Source organism: Stenotrophomonas sp. SRS1, assembly GCF_026130205.1.
GTDB classification, from domain to species: domain Bacteria; phylum Pseudomonadota; class Gammaproteobacteria; order Xanthomonadales; family Xanthomonadaceae; genus Stenotrophomonas; species Stenotrophomonas rhizophila_B.
The window spans coordinates 513186-527784 of sequence record NZ_JAINFD010000002.1 but is presented as its reverse complement, the minus strand read 5'-3'; the positions used below and the strand labels follow the sequence as shown (position 1 = coordinate 527784).

Sequence of the window (14599 nt, the reverse complement as noted above, 5' to 3'; positions counted from 1 at the left end):
AAGGGCGTCGCGACCCACGTGTCCAGCGCTCTGGCGTCCACCGGAAGGTCTGCTTTGTCGCACGCGGACAGCACGCTTAGCCCCGTAGCGGCCGGCAGGTCCCTGGGCAAAATCAAGGAGGAGGCCGTCGCCTGACGGCGGCGGCCGGGGGACATTTGCCGAGGGGCCTGCCGGTCGCTGCGGGGCCCTCACGCTCGCGGCAGTCCCAAACGGAGACAGCCTTTGACAGAAGAAGCAAAAAAAACGGCGACACCGAAGTGCCGCCGTTCTTCCTACCACCCGATCGTTGCGCGCCGTTACAGGATGTAGCGGCTCAAGTCCGGATCCTGCACCAGCTCACCCAGGTGCGCGTCGACGTAGGCCTGATCGATGCTGATGGTCTCGCCATCGCGGTCCGGGGCTTCATAGCTCAGCGTATCCAGCAGGCGCTCCAGCACCGTGTGCAGGCGGCGCGCGCCGATGTTTTCCTGACGCTCGTTCACCTGGAAGGCGATCTCGGCCAGGCGGTCCACCGCATCGACGGTGAACTTCATCGAGACACCTTCGGTCTGCAGCAGCGCTTCGTACTGTTTGGTCAGCGCGGCCTTCGGCTCGGTCAGGATGCGCACGAAGTCCTGCTTGCTCAGCGCGCCCAGTTCCACGCGGATCGGGAAACGACCCTGCAGCTCCGGGATCAGATCGCTGGGCTTGGCCAGGTGGAACGCACCGGAGGCGATGAACAGGATGTGGTCGGTCTTGATCGTGCCGTACTTGGTGGACACGTTGGAGCCTTCCACCAGCGGCAGCAGATCGCGCTGCACGCCCTCGCGCGACACATCGCCGCCACCGACGTTGTCACCGCGCTTGGCGACCTTGTCGATCTCATCGATGAACACGATGCCGTGCTGCTCGCAGGCTTCGATCGCCGCGCTGCGGATATCGTCTTCGTTGACCAGCTTGCCGGCCTCTTCCTCGATCAACAGCGGACGCGCGGCCTTGATCGACAGCGTGCGCTTCTGTGCCTTCGCACCGCCCATGCTGGAGAACATCTGGCGCAGCTGCTGCCCCATTTCCTCCATGCCCGGCGGGGTCATGATGTCCATGCTGACGTTGGCCGACACTTCCAGTTCGATCTCGCGCTCGTCCAGCTCACCGTTGCGCAGCATGCGGCGGAACTTGATGCGGGTCTCGTTGTCCTGCGCGGACGGCTCGTTGCGCGCGGCCTCGGCATCAAAGCCGATACCGGTGCTGCGGCGCGGGAGCAATGCATCCAGGATGCGGTCTTCGGCGCGCTCTTCGGCCTGGGTGCGCACGCGGACCTTGGCCTGCTCGCGATACAGCTTGACCGCGGTGTCGGCCAGGTCGCGGATGATCTGCTCCACGTCCTTGCCGACATAGCCGACCTCGGTGAAACGGGTGGCTTCCACCTTGACGAACGGCGCATTGGCCAGCGTGGCCAGGCGACGCGCGATCTCGGTCTTGCCGACGCCGGTCGGGCCGATCATCAGGATGTTCTTGGGCATGACTTCGTTGCGCAGCTCGGCCGGCAGCTGCATGCGGCGCCAGCGGTTGCGCAGCGCGATGGCGACCGCGCGCTTGGCGTCGTGCTGGCCGACGATGTGCCGGTCCAGTTCCTGCACGATCTCGCGCGGGGTCATGGTGGCGGACGAAACTTCAATCTTGTGCGGCATGGGTGTGCTCACGAGGATATGGGGTGGAATGTCGTATCACCGGCCTGCCTGGCAGCGACGTAACGCTGATGTGGAGCCACGCCATGCGTGGCTGACCGGATACCGCAGCCACGCATGGCGTGGCTCTACCGAGCGTTGACCCTTCGGGTCAAAGCTCCTCGACCACCACGTTGCGATTGGTGTAGATGCAGATGTCGCCGGCGATGTTGATCGACTCGGTGGCAATCGTGCGGGCGTCCAGTTCGGTATGCGCCATCAGCGCGCGGGCGGCCGACAGGGCGTAGGAGCCACCGGAACCGATCGCGATGATGCCGTCTTCCGGTTCGATCACATCACCGGTGCCGCTGATGATCAGCGAGGTGTCCTTGTCGGCGACGGCGAGCAGCGCTTCGAGCTTGCCCAGGCGGCGCTCGGTGCGCCAATCCTTGGCCAGTTCCACTGCAGCACGCTGCAGCTGGCCGTGCTTTTCCAGCTTGGCCTCGAACAGCTCGAACAGGGTGAAGGCATCGGCGGCAGCGCCGGCGAAACCGGCCAGCACCTGGCCCTCGCGACCCAGACGGCGCACCTTGCGGGCGTTGCCCTTCATCACCGTGTGGCCGAGCGTGACCTGGCCATCGCCGGCGACGGCGACATGCCCGTTGCGCCGCACCGAGATGATGGTGGTGGCATGAAATACGTTGGGGTTCTGACTGGGGTCCATGGAGCCTCCGGGGTGACAAAGACTGAGGTGGGGTCTCTGCCCGACGCTTCAACCCGCCCTGCCCTGCGCCCGGATGCCGCAGCGGATCGATTCAGCTTTCGTTGCCGCTCTTGCGGCGCTTGGCACGCGGGTGCGCGGCATCGTAGACCTTGGCCAGATGCTGGAAATCCAGGTGGGTATAGATCTGCGTGGTGGCGATATCGGCATGGCCGAGCAGCTCCTGCACACCGCGCAGATCACCGGAGGACTCCAGGATGTGGCTGGCGAAGCTGTGCCGCAGCATATGCGGGTGTACGTGTTTGAACAGGCCCTGGCGCTGGGCCAGCTGGCGGATGCGGATCTGCACGGCGCGCTGGGTGATGGGCCCGCCCTTGCGCCCGGGAAATACCGGTGCGGTTGCCGCGCCGCCGCTGTCGGCCCGCCAGCCCTGCAGTGCGGTGCGCGCATGCGAACCGAACGGCACGCGGCGCTCGCGGTTGCCCTTGCCCAGTACGTTGACCAGCCCGGTATCGAAATCCAGGTCGCGCCAGATCAGCGCGCACAGTTCGCTCAGGCGCAGCCCGGAGGAATAGAACAGCTCCAGCAGCGCGCGATCGCGAAGGCCGAGCGGCGCATCGGTGGGCAGTTCGACCAGCTGCACCGCTTCATCGGCATCGAGCACCTGCGGCAGTTTGCGCGGCGCCTTGGGCGCTTTCAGGCCCGTGGCCGGATTGGCGGCGATGCGGTGGTGCTTGAGCAGCCACGCGTAGAAACTGCGGCACGCCGAAAGCCGGCGCTGCAGCGAGGTGGGCGACAGCCCACGGCGGTGTTCGGCAGCGATGAACTGGCGCAGCTGCGCACTATCCAGCGTATCGATCACCGCACCCTGACCATCCGACCACGCCGCGAGTGCATCGAGATCGCGACGGTAGGCATCCAGCGTGTGCGCCGACATGCGGCGCTCCACTTGAAGGTGCGACAGGAAGTCCTGCGCGGTACTCACGGCGACTCCGCTCGAAGGAACGTTATGGCGAGGAGAAGCGCTGCAGCGCGACGACCAGCGATTCGCCCATCATGCGCAGGAACAGCGTGCCCATGCCCGGGTAGAACCGATTGCCATCATGGCTGCCGACCGCGATCAGGCCAACACCTGGCAGCGGCAGCAGCGCGCTGGACTGCACTTCCTCGGCGCGCCCGGCGTACAGCACGGTGTTCTTCTCCGCCTGCAGGCGGCCACAGATCGGCTCGCCATCCTTGAGGCAATCGCGGAACACACCGAGCAGCGGGCTGCTTTCTTCGATCACCTGCAGCCACGGCGCCTGTTCCAGCCCGGCGACGGGATGCAGCACGATCAAGCGGACCAGATCTCCGGCGAAATCCTCTTCCAGCGAGGCGGCCATGGCCCGCAGGGTGTCTGCCGCCGAGTCCTGTTTCATCAGTGCCAGGGTCAGCTGGTGCGTGCGGACCGCCAAGCGCTCGTTGATCTGTGCATTGGCGGCCAGATCGGCCAGCCGTCGCGACAGCTCACGGTTCTTGTCGCGCAGCACGTCCAGCTGGTAGCTCGCCAGTGACGCGGTGGGGCCGTCATCGCGCGGCACCACCAGGGTCAGGGCCAGGTCCGGGAACTGCTTCAGGAAGGTCGGATGCCGACGCAGCCAGGCGGCTACTTCGTGCGACCCGATTTTCTCGGCGGTCTCGCTCATGCGTTCCACTCTCCATCAAAGACGAAGGCTGCGGGGCCAGACATCACGATCTGTGCATCGTCGGCCGGCCAGCGGATGCGCAGATCGCCGCCGGGCAGCGACATCGTGGCATCGCGCTGCAGGCGACCGCGCTGCATCATCACCACGGCCGCGGCGCAGGCACCACTGCCGCAGGCCAGGGTTTCTCCGGCGCCACGCTCATAAACGCGCAGGCGCGCGTGCTGCGGGCTGAGCACCTGCACGAAACCGACGTTGACCGATTTCGGGAACGAGGCGTGCTGCTGCAGCAGCGGCCCCAAACGCTCGACCGGAGCGGCATCGACCAGGCCCACTTCGATCACGGCATGCGGGTTGCCCATCGAGACCGCGCCGAAGCGCACCGTGTCGCCCTGCAGCGGCAGCAGGTATTCCTCGCGGGCGCGGGCGAAGCCGATCAGCGGCACGTTCTCCGGCTCGAAACGCGGCACACCCATTGCCACCGCGTACTGGTCTTCGCCCAGCCGTTCGACTGCATGGGTGGTGACCGGGCTGTCGATCGCGAAGGTGCTGCCGGCAGCCGCGCCATCACGCACCAGCCAGGCCGCGACGCAGCGCGCGCCGTTGCCGCATTGCTCGGACATGCTGCCATCGGCATTCCAGATCCGGTACGAGGCGACCGAGCCTTCTGCCTTGGGCGGCTCGATGGTCAGGATCTGGTCGCAGCCCACGCCGGTGTGGCGATCGGCCAGACGCGCGGCCAGCGCAGCATCCGGCGGCGCGCCGCCATCGCGCAGGTCCAACACCACGAAATCATTGCCGGCGCCATGCATCTTGGTGAAGCGCAGCGCCGCGGAGGTGTTCGGCTTACTCATTCCCGTCATCGACCTTCAGCGCCGGGGCTTCCACGGGATCAGGAACCACCGGGGAATCGGTATCGGCATCGGCAGCCGGCGGCGTGGCGTCGTCGGCGGCCGGTTCAACCAGCTGTTCTTCGACCGGGACCGGCTTCTGCGGCAGGACCAACGGGCCCTTGTTGCCACAGGCCGACAGCACCAGCAGCGCCGAGGCGGCCAGCGTCAGGGAGATGAGGGTACGGGGGGATGTCTTCATCCTCCGAGTATAGCCGCGGTGTTTGAGCGCTTGGGTGCTGGCAGGATGAACGGGCAACGCAGCAATCACGCCCTTGGAGGCACACCGGTATTGCCGCCCGCTGGCCGGCACTACCGGAGCCCATCCTCCGGCGGCAGCGGCCGGGACCACAGCCACAGCGCCACGCAGGTCATGCTGCCGATGGAGAGCCACTTGACCCAGGCGATCGGCACGCACCACAGCATGATGCCCGCGCACACTGCCATGGTCAGGGTCGCCATCCATTTGCCGCGACGGCTGACCGCGCCGTGCGCCTGCCAGTTGCGGATCGCCGGGCCGAACTGCGGGTGCGCCAGCAGACGGTTGTGCAGGCGCTCGGAGCCGCGCGAGGCGGCCCAGGCCGAGATCAGGATGAACACGCTGGTGGGCAGACCCGGCACGAAGATGCCGACGATGCCGGTGCCCAGGCTGACATAGGCCAGCAGCCACCACGCCCAGCGGAAACGCACCCGTCGCCGCTCAGCTGGCGCTTCGGAAACCACGGGGCGTTCGGGCCGGGACATGGTGTCAGCATAGCGACCCGGACGGGCCGCCGCGATGGCGGCCTCACTGCAGTGGCCGACGACACGAGGTCGTCGGCCAATGGAAATCGCCGACCCACCGAGGTTGCCGGCCGCCGGCCGGCATTACCGGGACGTGGTCACGCCAAGCTGGTCGAGCACGAACGCGTACGACTCGGCCAGCTCGTGGTAACGCTGGAAGCGGCCGGACTTGCCACCGTGGCCGGCTTCCATGTTGGTGCGGAACACGATCGGGAAGTGGCCGGTGTTGTCATCGCGCAGTTTGGCCACCCACTTGGCCGGCTCCCAGTACTGCACCTGCGAATCCCACAGGCCAGTGCCGACGAACAGGGCCGGGTACGCCTGCTTGCTGACGTTGTCGTAGGGCGAGTACGTGAGCATGTAGTCGTAATACTCGCGCTGCTCCGGGTTGCCCCACTCGTCATACTCGTTGGTGGTCAGCGGGATGCTGGCGTCGAGCATGGTGGTGACCACATCGACGAACGGCACCTGGGCGACCATCACGCGATAGTCCTGCGGCGCCTGGTTGGCCACCGCGCCCATCAACAGACCACCGGCGCTGCCACCGGAGGCGGCGACACGATCCTTGGCGGCATAGCCCTGACGGACCAGCTCGCGGGTGACATCGACGAAATCGTTGAAGGTGTTCTGCTTCTTGAGCAGCTTGCCGTCCTCATACCACGCACGGCCCATTTCCTGGCCGCCGCGGATGTGGGCGATGGCATACACCACGCCGCGATCGAGCAGGCTGACCACGGTCTGGTTGAAACCCGGATCCATCGACATGCCGTAGCTGCCGTAGGCGTACTGGTACAGCGCGCCGGTGCCGTCCTTCTTGAAACCGTTGCGGTAGACCAGCGACACCGGCACCTTGACGCCATCGCGGGCCGTCACCCACACGCGCTCGGTGGTGTACTGCGACGGGTCATAGCCGATCACCGGCTGCTGCTTGAGCTGGCGGCGTTCACCGGTGACGGTGTTGAGCTCGTAGGTGGTGGTCGGCGTGGTCAGCGAGGTGTAGGCGTAACGCAGCCACGGGGTGTCGTGCTCGCTGTTGGCGGCCAACCCCATCGAATAGGCCGGCTCATCCGCCTTGACATAATCCTGGCGGCCATCCGGGAACAGCAGGCGCACGCGTTCCAGGCCGTTGGAACGCTCGGCGATCGCGGTGAAGCCGTCGAACAGTTCGAAGCCTTCGATCAGCACGGCGTCATCGTGCGCGACCCAGTCCTTCCACTGGCTGCGCGCGGTGGCATCGCTGGGTGCGGTGACGATCTTGAAGTTCTTCGCATCCGCAGCGTTGGTGCGGATCACCCAGCGACCATTGAAGTGGTCGGCGTCGTATTCCACATCGCGCGCACGCGGCGCCAGCACCGTGAACGTCTGCGGGTCGGCAGCCGGGGCGTAGCGGGTTTCCGAGCTCACCGTGCTGTGCAGCTCGATGGTCAGGAAACGATCATCGCGGGTGCGGCCGACGCCCATGTAGAAGCTGTCGTCCTTCTCTTCATACACGAGCACGTCGCTGCTGGCCGGGGTGCCCAGTACATGCTTTTTGACGCGCACGGTGAGCAGGGTGTCCGGATCATTCTCGACGTAGAACAGGGTGCGGTTGTCATCGGCCCAGACAACGTTGGGCGAGACGTTCTCGATGCGATCCGGCAGCACCTCACCGGTGCGCAGGTCCTTGAAACGGATCACGTACTGGCGGCGGCCGACATCGTCCTCGGCCCAGGCCAACAGGTGGTTGTCCTGGCTGACATCGGCATCGCCCACGTTGAAGTAGCCCTTGCCCTCGGCCATCGTGTTGATGTCGAGCAGGATCTCTTCCGGCGCCTCCATGCTGCCCTTGCGGCGCGCCTGGATCGGGTAGTCCTTGCCGGTTTCGAAGCGGGTGTAATACCAGTAGCCGCGGTCACGCGAGGGCACGCTGGCATCGTCCTGCTTGATGCGGGCGACGATCTCCTTGTACAGGGTGTCTTCCAGTGGCTTGAGCGGGGCCACCACCTGATCGGTGTAGGCGTTCTCCGCATTCAGGTAGGCCAGCATCTTCGTGTCTTCGCGCTTGTCGTCGCGCAGCCAGTAGTAATCGTCGCTGCGGGTCGCGCCAAAGGGAGCCTTCACCGTGTGCGGGTGCTTCTCGGCGTCGGGCGGGGTCAGCGCGGGGGCGGCGTGCACGTTGGAGGTCATGAGGCTGGCAACCAGTAAACAAAGGGCGGGTTTCACGAGATAAGGTTCCTGGCGGGGGAATGCAATGGCGTCCGTGTCCGTGCAGTCTGTGCTGGCGGGTGGTCCAGCAGCAAGCCTGTCGTTGGTCACTGCGCCTATCATCAGGCCATGGATACTTCCCGCACGCCCCCGACCGGCACCGGCTACAGCCGCCGCAGCCAGGACATCGAACCCTTCCACGTCATGTCGCTGCTGGCCCGCGCGCAGGCGCTGGAGCAGGCTGGCCACGATGTGATCCACCTGGAGATCGGCGAGCCGGACTTCACCACCGCCGCACCGATCGTGCGCGCCGGCCAGGCCGCGCTCGCGGCCGGCCACACCCGCTACACCGCGGCCCGCGGCCTGCCCGCGCTGCGCGAGGCGATTGCGGGCTTCTATAAGGATCGCTACCAGGTACACATCGACCCCGAGCGGATCCTGGTCACGCCGGGTGGCTCGGGCGCGCTGTTGCTGGCCAGCAGTCTGCTGGTCGATCCCGGCAAGCACTGGTTGCTGGCCGATCCCGGCTACCCGTGCAACCGGCACTTCCTGCGGTTGGTGGAAGGGGCCGCGCAGCTGGTGCCGGTCGGGCCGGAGACGGCCTACCAGCTGACGCCGGAGCTGGTGGCACGGCAGTGGAACGCGGACAGCGTGGGTGCGCTGGTCGCCTCCCCGGCCAATCCGACCGGCACCGTGCTCTCGGCGGCGCAGCTCGCGGCGCTGTCGCAGTCCCTGAAGGCACGCGGCGGGCATCTGGTGGTGGATGAGATCTACCACGGCCTCACCTACGGCATGGACGCCGCCAGCGTGCTGCAGGTCGATGATGAAGCGTTCGTTCTCAACAGTTTCTCCAAGTACTACGGGATGACCGGCTGGCGCCTGGGCTGGCTGGTGGCGCCGCCGCAGGCGGTGCGTGAGCTGGAGAAGCTCGCGCAGAATCTGTACATCAGCGCCTCGAGCATCGCCCAGCATGCGGCGCTGGCGTGTTTCGAGCCGGACGCGACCGCGATCTTCGAGCAGCGGCGCGCGGCGTTCCGCGAGCGTCGCGATTACCTGCTGCCAGCGCTGCGTGCGCTGGGCTTCCGCATCGCAGTGGAGCCGGAAGGCGCGTTCTATCTGTACGCCGACGTGAGTGCCTTCACCGATGACGCGCAGGCGTTCTGCGCGCATTTCCTGGAAACGGAGCATGTGGCCTTCACGCCGGGCCTGGACTTTGGCCACCACCGCGCCAACGCGCATGTGCGGCTGGCCTACACGCAGGACGTGCCTCGCCTGGAAGAAGCGGTACGCCGCATCGCGCGCGGGCTGGAAACATGGGTGCGGTGAGCGGCCCATAAAAAAAACGCCACGCATCGCTGCGTGGCGCTGAACATGGGGTGGAGCCAACCTGACGCCCCACCACCCGGAGTCTTCTCCAGGGGGCTACAACGTCTGCGGCAGGCTCACTCCCTGCCGGCTGCTCGACCGCCCCTGGCCGTCGAGCACCCCGAGCTTACTTGGAGAGCTGCTCCCACAGGAAGCTATAGGCCAAAGCCGACATATGCGCGGCCTGCGCATTGTTCGCCGCACCGCCGTGACCGCCTTCGATGTTCTCGTAGTAAGTCACGTTCTTGCCGGCGTCGATCATCTTGGCCGCCATCTTGCGGGCATGCGCCGGATGCACACGGTCATCGCGGGTGGAGGTGGTGAACAGCACCGGCGGGTAAGTCTTGCTGGCATCGAACAGGTGGTACGGCGAGAAGGTCTTGATGAACGCCCAATCGGCCGTATCCGGATTGCCGTATTCGGCCATCCACGACGCGCCGGCCAGCAGGTGGCTGTAACGCTTCATGTCCAGCAGCGGAACCTGCACCACCACCGCACCGAACAGCTCCGGGTACTGGGTCAGCATGTTGCCGGTGAGCAGGCCACCGTTGCTGCCACCCTGCACGCCCAGGTGCTTGGCCGAGGTGATCTTGCGGCTGACCAGATCGCGTGCGACCGCGGCCATGTCTTCATACGCCTTGTGACGGTTCTGCTTGAGCGCCGCCTGGTGCCAGCGCGGGCCATACTCGCCACCGCCGCGGATATTGGCGACCACGTACACGCCGCCCTTCTCCAGCCACGCGCGCCCCATGCCACCGGAGTAGGACGGGGTCAGCGATATCTCGAAGCCACCGTAGCCGTACAGCAGCGTCGGGTTGGAGCCGTCCAGCTTCATGTCCTTGCGATGCACCACGAAGTACGGCACGCGGGTGCCATCCTTGCTGGTGGCGAAGTGCTGCTCGATCACCTTGCCATCGGCATTGAAGAACGCCGGCATGGTCTTGAGCACTTCAGGCTGCTTGCCGATCTCGGCAATGGCCAAAGTGGTTGGGGTCAGGTAATCGGTGACGGTCATCCACACCGCATCGCTGTCATCGGCATCCACCGCGCCGACGGCCACGGTGCCGAACGACGGCGCACCGGTGAAGGCCGTCGTCTTCCAGCCGGTGTCGCCCGGCGTCAGGACACTCAGGCGGCTCTTCACGTCGTCCAGCACGTTCAGGACCAGATGGTTCCTGGTCCAGCTGGTGCCGGCCAGCGAGGTGGTCTCGGTCGGCGCGAACAGCACGTCGAAGTCACGCTTGCCGGCAAGGTAATCGTCCAGCTTGGTGGCCAGCAGCGAGCCGGCGGCGTAGGTCTTGCCGCCCACGGTCCACGGCTCGCGCAGCTCCAGGGTCAGCCACTGCTTGCGCAGGCCCTTTTCGGCCGAGTTCGGCGCATCGATCCTGGTCAGCTTGCCATCGTCGGCACGCAGGTAGAGCTCGTTGTTGTAGAAGGCCAGCGTGCGGCTGACCAGGTTGCGCTCATAGCCGGGGGTATCGTCGTGCATGGCCGCGATGTACATGTCATCGGGCTTGCCTTCGTAGACCACCGAGGCCGAGGTCAGCGGGGTGCCGCGCTTCCACAGCTTGGCCACGCGCGGATAACCGGAGGTGGTCATCGTGCCGGTACCGAAATCGGTATAGACGAACACGGTGTCGCGGTCGATCCAGTTCAGGCCGCCCTTGGACTCGGGGCGGAAGAAGCCGTCCTTGATCCAGGTCTTGTTGGCCAGGTCGAACTCGCGGGTGACATCGGCATCGGCGCCGCCGCGCGACAGCGCGATCAGGCAGCGCGAATAGTCCGGGCGCAGGCAGTCGGCGCCGTGCCAGACCCAGTTCTCGCCCTCGGCCTTGTTCAGTGCATCCAGGTCCAGGACGGTTTCCCACTGCGGCGAGGCCTTGCGGTACTCGGCCAGCGTGGTGCGGCGCCACAGGCCGCGCTCGTGCTGCTTGTCCTTCCAGAAGTTGTAGTAGTAGTCACCGATCTTCTGCACGCCGGGAATCTTGGCGTCGGAATCGAGCACCTCGCGGATGCTGGTCTCCATCTGCTTGAACGCGGGGGTCGAGGCCAGGCGGCCTTCGGACTTGGCGTTCTGTTCCTTGACCCACGCCAGCGGTTTGTCGCCGGTGACGTCTTCAAGCCAGGCGTACTTATCCGCGGGGGCGTCAGCGGCCATGGCGGTTCCCGCCGCACCGGCGGAGATCAGACCTGCCACGAGGCAGGCGGAAGCGAATCGTGACATTGCAGCTCCAGGCGTTCATAGCCTTGGGACGCTATCACACCGGCTGGCCGCGGCTCACGTGTCGAAGGTCAGGCCGCGCCGGACGCACCAGCGGGCGACGCCGGCGCAGGGCCTGCGGCCCGCGGCGGCGGCGGGCGGTCCGGTTGAGCAGGCCGGCCAGCGGCAGGCGGAAGCGATGCAGGCTCCACCAGGCCATCAGCGGCATGCCGATCAGCCACATCGGCAGCCAGCCGATCCACTCGCTGTGTCCCCGTGCGGCGGGCCAGACCAGGACCAGGGCCATCCCGGCGAGGGCAACCTGCCTGACGCAACGCAGCACCCGGGGATCGGGACGGTCGGACAAACGCGGGGAAGACGACAGGGTCATGACACAGCTCCGTGCGAAAGTGATGCGTCACCTTGCCGCGCCGCTATCTCAAGGGCTGCGACCTTGTACGGCACGGCGTCGGGAGGGTCGCCGGTGTCGCGTCAGTGTGAATCGGTCACGCAACCGCTGCGCCGCCATTGACGTTCTCCGCTGTCCCACCCACCATGCCTCTGCCAGCCACTGGAGCCACCCGCCGCATGTCTTCGAACCGCCCGCTTCGCGCTGTCCTGTTGGTCTCCTCGATGGCATTGCTGTCTGCCTGTGCGTTCCGCCATGAGACCAAGCCGGAACCCGCGCCGACCCCGGTCGCCGTCGACAGCGCCGGTGCGCCGATCGACCTGCAGCGTTTCATGGGCACCTGGTATGTGATCGGCCGGGTGCCGAATCCCATCGAACGCGGCCACGTCGCCAGCGTCAACGAATTCCGCCTGCGTGGCGACCAGAAAGTGTCCATCACCTACCGCTACCGCAACGGCTTCTCCGAACCGCTGCAGGAGCTGACGGTGCGCGCTTCAGTGGACGAAAAGAGCGGCAACCACAACTGGCGCACCTGGTTCTACAAGGTCGTGCCGACCCACACCCGCGTGCTGGAAGTCGCGCCGGATTATTCGTGGGCGATGCTCGGCTACCCGGGCCGCGAGATGGCCTGGGTGTTCGCGCGCCAGCCGGACATGGACAAGGAGCTCTACAAGGAGCTCGCCACCCGCCTGCGTGACGATTACGGGGTCAACACCGACAAGCTCAAGCGCGTGCCGCAGCACCCCGAGCAGGTGGACCGGCTGGGCTTTGAAGTGCCGAACGTCCGATAAGGGCGGCGGTCAGGGCGACTCGCGCGGCTGCACCCTGCGCTAGATTTCCTGCCGGGTCGGCAGCGTCTTCAGATCGTACTCGGCCTGGAGGGCCAGCCACGACGCGGCGTCGAGGATGGCGTACCGACCAATGGTCGGTACCTACCGGTTACTTCCGGCTGTAATGCCCCACCAGGCGGTCGCCGATCATCTGCAGAATCTGTACCAGCACCAGCAGCAGCACCACGGTGACCAGGGCCACGTCGGTATGCGAACGCTGATAGCCGTCGCGGAACGCCAGGTCACCCAGGCCGCCCGAGCCGATCGCACCGCCCATCGCGGTGAAGCCGATCAGGGCGATCACGGTGACGGTGGCGCCAGCGATGAGGCCAGGCCGCGCTTCAGGCAGCAGCACCCGGGTGACCAGCTGCCAGGTGGTGGCGCCCATCGCCTGGGTGGCTTCGATCACGCCGCGGTCCACTTCGCGCAGCGCGGTTTCGACCAGGCGCGCATAGAACGGCGCCGCGCCGATCACCAGCGGCACGATCGCACCGCGGACGCCGAGCGAGGTACCCATCATCCACAGGGTGAGCGGGATCAGCACGATCATCAGGATGATGAAGGGGACCGAACGCAGCAGGTTCACCAGCAGCGCGAGCGCGCCATACAGCACCGGCTTGCGGTGCAGCTGCGGCGAGCCGGTCAGGAACAGCAGCACGCCCAGCGGCAGGCCGATCAGCAGCGTCAGCGGCAGCGAGCCGCCGAGCATCAGCAGGGTATCCAGCGTGGCCTGGCCGATATCGGCCCATTTGCCGGCGTCGAGATGGCGGAAGAACCCGCCTGCGGTAGCCAGGATCATCGGCGCAGCTCCTCAAGGTGGACACCGGCGGCGACAAAGCCGGCCTGTGCGGCCTGCACGTCGCCCCCGACCAGCGACACGGTCAACTGGCCATACGGGGTGTCCTTGATCCGGTCGATACGGCCGGACAGGATGTTGTAGTCCACGCCGGTCTCGCGCGCGATGCGCCCCAGCAGCGGTTCGTAGGTGTCCGCGCCAAGGAAGGTCAAGCGCACGATGCGCCCGGCGACGGCCTCGAAGTCCTTGTGCAGCTCGCCCTCGTCCACCTGTTCGGACTCGCTCACGAAGCGGCGGGTGGTCGGGTGCTGCGGGTGCAGGAACACCTCGGTGACCGGGCCGGTCTCGACCAGGTGGCCAGCATCGAGCACCGCAACGCGGTCGCAGACACGGCGGATCACGTCCATCTCGTGGGTAATCAGCACGATGGTCAGGCCCAGCTCGCGGTTGATCTTGCCGAGCAGTTTGAGCACCGAGGCGGTGGTCTGCGGGTCCAGTGCGCTGGTGGCCTCATCGCACAGCAGGATCTGCGGGCGGGTGGCCAGGGCGCGGGCGATGCCGACGCGCTGCTTCTGGCCACCGGACAGCTGCGCCGGGTACTTGTTGGCGTGCGCTTCCAGGCCGACGGTATGCAGCAGTTCGTTGACGCGGGCGTCGATCTCCGCCCGCGGCGTCCCCGCCAGCTCCAGCGGGAAGGCGACGTTGGAGGCCACCGTGCGCGACGAGAGCAGGTTGAAGTGCTGGAAGATCATGCCGATCTTCCGGCGCAGCACGCGCAGACCCTCGGCATCGAGCGCGGTGACATCCTCGCCATTGATCAGCAGGCGGCCGCCGGTGGGCTCCTCCAGCCGGTTGATCAGCCGGATCAGGGTCGATTTGCCCGCGCCGGAATGGCCGATGATGCCGAACACTTCGCCGGCCTCGATGGTCAGATCCAGCGGCTGCAGCGCGGCAATCGCGCGGCCGCCGACGGCATAGGATTTGTGCAGGCGCTGGAACTCGATCACTTCGCGGTCAACCGGGGCATCGACGGGAGGGGGCGTGCAGCCTACCAGCGCGGGACGGCCCTGGCCCGCGCGGCAGGATCGAATCA

At 66.6% G+C, this 14599-nt stretch carries 14 protein-coding genes; 2 read left to right on the top strand and 12 right to left on the bottom strand.

All coding sequences use genetic code 11. The features are described 5' to 3' along the window. Positions 1–296: 296 nt before the first annotated feature. From hslU to K4043_RS08040, 8 genes are all read right to left on the bottom strand, one after another. Positions 297–1670 carry an ATP-dependent protease ATPase subunit HslU gene (hslU, locus tag K4043_RS08075; protein WP_121039962.1) on the bottom strand — a complete coding sequence of 458 codons (1374 nt, stop codon included), beginning with the start codon at positions 1668–1670 and terminating at the stop codon, positions 297–299. Positions 1671–1818: 148 nt separating this feature from the next. Further along, a complete protein-coding gene (gene hslV, locus K4043_RS08070; protein WP_019183676.1) occupies positions 1819–2370 on the bottom strand; it encodes an ATP-dependent protease subunit HslV in 552 nt (183 codons plus the stop codon). A 91-nt stretch (positions 2371–2461) separates the two neighbouring features. Beyond that, entirely contained in the window at positions 2462–3352 is an 891-nt protein-coding gene (gene xerC, locus K4043_RS08065; protein WP_265308883.1) for a tyrosine recombinase XerC, read from the bottom strand. 22 nt (positions 3353–3374) lie between these two features. Beyond that, complete coding sequence (locus tag K4043_RS08060) at positions 3375–4052, bottom strand: DUF484 family protein (protein ID WP_265308882.1); 678 nt, start codon at positions 4050–4052, stop codon at positions 3375–3377. Then, a complete protein-coding gene (gene dapF, locus K4043_RS08055; RefSeq protein WP_265308880.1) occupies positions 4049–4903 on the bottom strand; it encodes a diaminopimelate epimerase in 855 nt (284 codons plus the stop codon). Before dapF ends, K4043_RS08060 begins: the two co-directional genes overlap by 4 nt. Beyond that, entirely contained in the window at positions 4896–5141 is a 246-nt protein-coding gene (locus K4043_RS08050; RefSeq protein ID WP_265308879.1) for a lipoprotein, read from the bottom strand. The genes dapF and K4043_RS08050 overlap by 8 nt, the downstream gene beginning before the upstream one ends. Positions 5142–5251: 110 nt before the next feature. After that, positions 5252–5683: a YbaN family protein gene (locus K4043_RS08045; protein WP_265308877.1), complete on the bottom strand. Its 432-nt coding sequence runs from the start codon at positions 5681–5683 to the stop codon at positions 5252–5254. Between the two features lie 123 nt (positions 5684–5806). Further along, positions 5807–7924, bottom strand: a complete 2118-nt coding sequence (locus K4043_RS08040) for a S9 family peptidase (protein ID WP_265308876.1) — start codon at positions 7922–7924, stop codon at positions 5807–5809. Positions 7925–8035: 111 nt separating this feature from the next. Between K4043_RS08040 and K4043_RS08035 the strand changes: the two genes are divergently transcribed. Continuing rightward, entirely contained in the window at positions 8036–9232 is a 1197-nt protein-coding gene (locus tag K4043_RS08035; protein ID WP_265308875.1) for a pyridoxal phosphate-dependent aminotransferase, read from the top strand. Between the two features lie 166 nt (positions 9233–9398). On the opposite strand, the gene K4043_RS08030 is transcribed toward K4043_RS08035, so the two are convergent. After that, a complete protein-coding gene (locus K4043_RS08030; RefSeq protein WP_265308873.1) occupies positions 9399–11495 on the bottom strand; it encodes a prolyl oligopeptidase family serine peptidase in 2097 nt (698 codons plus the stop codon). A gap of 34 nt (positions 11496–11529) precedes the next feature. After that, a complete protein-coding gene (locus tag K4043_RS08025) occupies positions 11530–11862 on the bottom strand; it encodes a hypothetical protein (protein WP_123730138.1) in 333 nt (110 codons plus the stop codon). Between the two features lie 197 nt (positions 11863–12059). Between K4043_RS08025 and K4043_RS08020 the strand changes: the two genes are divergently transcribed. Beyond that, complete coding sequence (locus K4043_RS08020) at positions 12060–12671, top strand: lipocalin family protein (protein WP_123730137.1); 612 nt, start codon at positions 12060–12062, stop codon at positions 12669–12671. A gap of 148 nt (positions 12672–12819) precedes the next feature. Here K4043_RS08020 and K4043_RS08015 read toward each other — a convergent pair whose 3' ends face one another. Next, a complete protein-coding gene (locus K4043_RS08015) occupies positions 12820–13509 on the bottom strand; it encodes a methionine ABC transporter permease (RefSeq protein WP_123730136.1) in 690 nt (229 codons plus the stop codon). After that, positions 13506–14513: a methionine ABC transporter ATP-binding protein gene (locus K4043_RS08010; protein ID WP_123730135.1), complete on the bottom strand. Its 1008-nt coding sequence runs from the start codon at positions 14511–14513 to the stop codon at positions 13506–13508. Before K4043_RS08010 ends, K4043_RS08015 begins: the two co-directional genes overlap by 4 nt. Positions 14514–14599: the final 86 nt, after the last annotated feature.

Coding starts and splice junctions, on each gene's coding strand:
- hslU (WP_121039962.1), bottom strand. CDS start 1,670: ATGCCGCACAAGATTGAAGTTTCGTCCGCCACCATGACCCCGCGCGAG.
- hslV (WP_019183676.1), bottom strand. CDS start 2,370: ATGGACCCCAGTCAGAACCCCAACGTATTTCATGCCACCACCATCATC.
- K4043_RS08060 (WP_265308882.1), bottom strand. CDS start 4,052: ATGAGCGAGACCGCCGAGAAAATCGGGTCGCACGAAGTAGCCGCCTGG.
- dapF (WP_265308880.1), bottom strand. CDS start 4,903: ATGAGTAAGCCGAACACCTCCGCGGCGCTGCGCTTCACCAAGATGCAT.
- K4043_RS08050 (WP_265308879.1), bottom strand. CDS start 5,141: ATGAAGACATCCCCCCGTACCCTCATCTCCCTGACGCTGGCCGCCTCG.
- K4043_RS08045 (WP_265308877.1), bottom strand. CDS start 5,683: ATGTCCCGGCCCGAACGCCCCGTGGTTTCCGAAGCGCCAGCTGAGCGG.
- K4043_RS08035 (WP_265308875.1), top strand. CDS start 8,036: ATGGATACTTCCCGCACGCCCCCGACCGGCACCGGCTACAGCCGCCGC.
- K4043_RS08030 (WP_265308873.1), bottom strand. CDS start 11,495: ATGTCACGATTCGCTTCCGCCTGCCTCGTGGCAGGTCTGATCTCCGCC.
- K4043_RS08025 (WP_123730138.1), bottom strand. CDS start 11,862: ATGACCCTGTCGTCTTCCCCGCGTTTGTCCGACCGTCCCGATCCCCGG.
- K4043_RS08020 (WP_123730137.1), top strand. CDS start 12,060: ATGTCTTCGAACCGCCCGCTTCGCGCTGTCCTGTTGGTCTCCTCGATG.
- K4043_RS08015 (WP_123730136.1), bottom strand. CDS start 13,509: ATGATCCTGGCTACCGCAGGCGGGTTCTTCCGCCATCTCGACGCCGGC.